General features: G+C 68.4%; 3 protein-coding genes. 2 read left to right on the plus strand and 1 reads right to left on the minus strand.

Going from position 1 to position 4107, the window contains the following annotated elements:
• Positions 1-23: 23 nt before the first annotated feature.
• Complete coding sequence (locus ACPFP2_RS29750; RefSeq protein WP_424093548.1) at positions 24-875, plus strand: hypothetical protein; 852 nt, start codon at positions 24-26, stop codon at positions 873-875.
• A gap of 83 nt (positions 876-958) precedes the next feature.
• Here the strand turns inward: ACPFP2_RS29750 and ACPFP2_RS29755 are convergent, their stop codons facing one another.
• Positions 959-1474 carry an RNA polymerase sigma factor gene (locus tag ACPFP2_RS29755; RefSeq protein WP_424093550.1) on the minus strand — a complete coding sequence of 172 codons (516 nt, stop codon included), beginning with the start codon at positions 1472-1474 and terminating at the stop codon, positions 959-961.
• A 1899-nt stretch (positions 1475-3373) separates the two neighbouring features.
• Between ACPFP2_RS29755 and ACPFP2_RS29760 the strand changes: the two genes are divergently transcribed.
• Positions 3374-4107 (plus strand): cellulose-binding domain-containing protein (locus tag ACPFP2_RS29760; protein WP_424093552.1); only part of this gene is annotated, 734 nt, incomplete at its 3' end.

Here is a 4107-nt window from a genome sequence, read left to right on the forward strand (position 1 = left end):
CCCTCGTACCGGAAGGACCTCTGATGTCACGGATCTCCCGTCCCGGTCTCGCGGCTGCGGCCTGTGCCCTCGGGCTCGGCGCTGTCGTCGCGTTGACCGGGCAGCCTGCGCAGGCCGCGCCGCCGGCTCTCGATTTTGGTTGTGAGCGGATCGCCTGGAGTTCGGACGGTAACTACCACGATCGCGACGACATCGGCGCGTCGGCGATGGCGTTGGCGTTGCTCGCCGAGCGGGGGCAGCAGTCGCGGCTGGTGCACTGGGACTACAACTCGCACCTGGGCAGCTCGACGGCGAGCTGGGAGCGGGACATGGTCACCGCCACCGAGGGCGTCGGCGGGCGGTTCGGCTACGACGTGGCCGGCATCTTCCGCAACAGCCAGACGAATCTGGACGCCGCGGTGACCCACCTGCGTTCGGCGGTCGACGCGTCCACCGCTACCAACCGGCTGTGCCTGGTCGGCGCCGGCCCGATGGGGGTGGTGTACCGGGCGTTGCAGGGCTCGAACAGCGCGGCGCGTCAGCACGTCACGCTGATCTCGCACTCGGACTGGAACAACAATCACGACGACGATGACAACCGGTGGAACCTCGCCGACATCCGCCGCGACTTCCCGCAGGTCAAGTACAAGAGGATCCCGGATCAGAACGCCGGTCTGGGCACCGGTGGCGGTGAGGAGAAGTGGGCCTGGATGGCCGACAACTCCGACCAGCGGCTGCGCTACGCGCACGACGTCGTCAACAACATCATGAACAAGAAGGGCGACGTCTCCGACGCCGGAATGATGTACTACCTGATCACCGGCGACGACTCCGGCAACGCCAACAAGCTGCGCACCTTCCTGACCGCGCCCGGCAGCGGCCGGGTCTCCTCGTAGCCGTCCAGTCACCGGGGCGCGCCGGTGGTGGGTGTCGCACACCCACCACCGGCGTGATCTCGTTCGCGGTGCCGCGGCACCGATCAGGGCCGCAGGTGGATGAGGAGTGCGTCGGTGGGCGTCGTGTCGTCCATCAAGGCGGCCTGCAACTGCTGGCGGCCGCGCCGCAGCCAGGTCTTGACGGTGTTCTCGGGTACGCCCAACTCGGCGGCCACGTCGCGGACGGGAAGGTCGACGACGTAGTGCAGGACCAATGCCCGTCGGTGCCGTACCGGCACCGCCCGCAGGGCCTCGGCGACGGCGACGCTGTCCCTGCCGTCGTCGTGGTGGGTTCGACTGGTCCCGAGGCGCAGCAGGGCATGAGCACCGCGCACTGCCTTGCGGCGCCGGGAGAAGGCGAGGTGGAACGCGACGCGGCGTACCCATGCCTCGGGCGCCTCGTATCTGCTGATCTTCGCCCACCGGGGCAGTGCGCGGGAGAACGCCTCCTGAGCGAGTTCCTCGGCGTCATGACGGCTGCCGGTCAGCACGAACAGCTGACCTACCAGGCGACGGTACGTGGCCAGGTAGAACTCGGTGAAATCCCGCTCTGTCGACATCGGACCCCTCGACACCTGCCACACCACGCGCTGCACGGGGGCGCGTGTTCGGGTGGCGACCGTCCGACCTGGATGATCCATATCATCCAGATAAGTAACGATCGCACCGTATGGGCCGCAAGCCCGGGCCGACTTCACTGACCTCGACGGGATCCTGGCCCCCGGAGACAGGTGCGAGAAGACCAAGCTGCTGGAGCCGATGCGACGCACGCTGGAGCAGTTCAACTGGATCGAACAGGCCCGCTTCTCCGTCCGCGGTAACCAGCGGGCCTTCTACGTTGATGTCCTGCACGACCGTGTACCCGACTGACCGCCTTCTGCCGGCGACCGACCACGCGCCTGGAGCCCGCCTCGAGGACGTGGTCAGAAATCTTCTGCACCGTGAAACCTGGCGCGTGAGACCGGGGTGTCTCCTGTCGGGGCACCCTTCGCGGTGACGGGGGCCGCCCGCCGGCGGTCGCCATTGAGAGTGGCGCTCCGAGGGGATCGCGGAACATTCGCGCATCCCCGAATTCGGCGTGCCCGAAATCGTTTGAGGTAAGTATTCGCTGCGGCAGAAAATAACGTCGGCATTTGAACCGTCCACGTCGGTCAGGCCGTACTCCTGTGCGGACAACGGCTGCCGGATGACCGGAATCCCGTCCATACCGAATTGCCGGTGACCGTATGTCCAGCTGTCGGGGCGAGACCTGGGTGTCTCGCTCCGACAGCCTGTCCCAGGGAGGGGTCATTGGTTACTCGGACAGAGGTGGGTCAGGTCAGGTGGGGGCCGCTGTGGCGGCCTACCGACACGCGATTTTCTGCTGTGCCCGCGAGCGGTAGGGATGTCGGCGGGTCATCGGCAGTGCATCGGCGAGGGGCGTCGTGAACCGCGCGCGGGTCTCACGGCAGGGCTTGAACCTGAACCATTACCACTGGCCCGGTAACGTGCGGTGGCGCCGCAATCGTGGGCCGGCAGTCGGCCGACAGTCCATGAACGACCGCAAGACAAGGAATCACCGGAGTGCCGGCCGGCCGGCACGACACCGCCGCCCGGCCGATCTGGCCGATCACCTCGACCACGTTCGGGGGGTGCTGGCGGCACTCGTGCTGGCGTTCGACGCGTTGGCCCGTGCCGCCGTCCGGGCGCGGCACTGGGTGACGTGCACGCTGCTGCGTCCCCGTGGTGGGCGGTGGTGTTGGCGCTGCGACTCCCGGATGCTCCGGCGTCCGCGGCGCGGGGGTGCAAGGGCCGACTATCGCCGCGTGTCTCGTCCGGCCCGATCCGCGCGATGACGGCCTGTGCTGCTCGGCCCGGTGAGCCGACAGGCAGGGATCAGTCCTGGCGGCCGTGTCGGCGGCACCAACCAGTTCGGGATCTGCCGTGCTGCTCCGAGGTCCGTTCCGCGTGCAGCTGACGAGGCTGTCGAGGCGGGGTGAGGGTGTGCCGTGGTGGAGGACGGTCTCGGTGCGGTCCAGCGCCGCGCGCGTTTCCTGAAACATTTCACTGGCGGCGGACAAAAGAGCCCCCTGCCGTCGACAACGGTGGTAGGTGGAATGCCGGAGATGCACATGCTCTGACCTCGATGCGGGACCGTAAAGGCGGCAGATCTTGTCCCTGTCGCGGAAGAAGGCATAAGCCGGTTTGCATTCAGGTATTGCGATGGAAGGGCTCCCAGTTATGGTTGGTCCACCGCCGGATCACACCCAGCGTGTCGGCGGGACGGTCGAGGGCACCCGGTTCGCCGGGCGACCGTTCCGTCGGCCTGGACCATCGTGTCCGAAGCGCATCGCCGCCCGTCCGGGCCGGGCACCCCCGAATACATCTGATGGCATCGGTAGGCCGTTCGCAGTCGACGCCCGCCGGGCCGTCCAGCCGGGCCGTTCGCGGACCCGGTCTCGCCCAAGGAGATCTGTGGCATGAATCTGTGGAGAAACCTGTCCGGCAGGCGCCGGGCGGTCGCACTCGCCGGTGCGAGCGCCCTGGTGGCCGGCGGGCTGGTGACCATTCCGGTCACCGCGGCGCAGGCCGCGACCCAGTGCAGCGTCGACTACACCACCAGCGACTGGCCAGGTGGCTTCACCGCCACCGTCGTCATCAAGAACCTCGGTGACCCGGTCAGCTCGTGGAACCTCGGCTTCACCTTCCCGAACAGCAGCCAGCGTGTGCAGCAGGGCTGGTCGGCGAAGTGGTCGCAGAGCGGCCAGAACGTCACCGCGACGAACGAGTCGTACAACGGGTCGCTCGCCTCCGGCGCCAGCACCAGCATCGGGTTCAACGGCGCGTGGAGCGGCAGCAACCCGAAGCCGACCTCGTTCACCCTGAACGGCGTGGTCTGCAACGGCGGCACTCCGACCACCCCGCCGACGACCACCCCGCCGACGACGCCGCCTCCGACGACGCCGCCGCCCACCACCCCGCCGCCGACGACGCCGCCGGGGGAGCGGGCGGACAACCCGTACCTGAACGCCAAGGGGTACGTGAACCCGGAGTGGAAGGCCAAGGCCGAGTCCGTCGCGGGCGGCAACCGGGTGTCGAACAACCCGACCGCCGTGTGGATCGACCGGATCGCCGCCATCAACGGCACCCCGGACAGCAGCTCCAACGGCGCCATGGGCGTACGGGACCACCTCGATGAGGCGCTCGCGCAGGG

This window comes from Micromonospora citrea (assembly GCF_049629545.1).
In the GTDB taxonomy this organism is placed as follows: Bacteria; Actinomycetota; Actinomycetes; order Mycobacteriales; family Micromonosporaceae; genus Micromonospora; species Micromonospora citrea_A.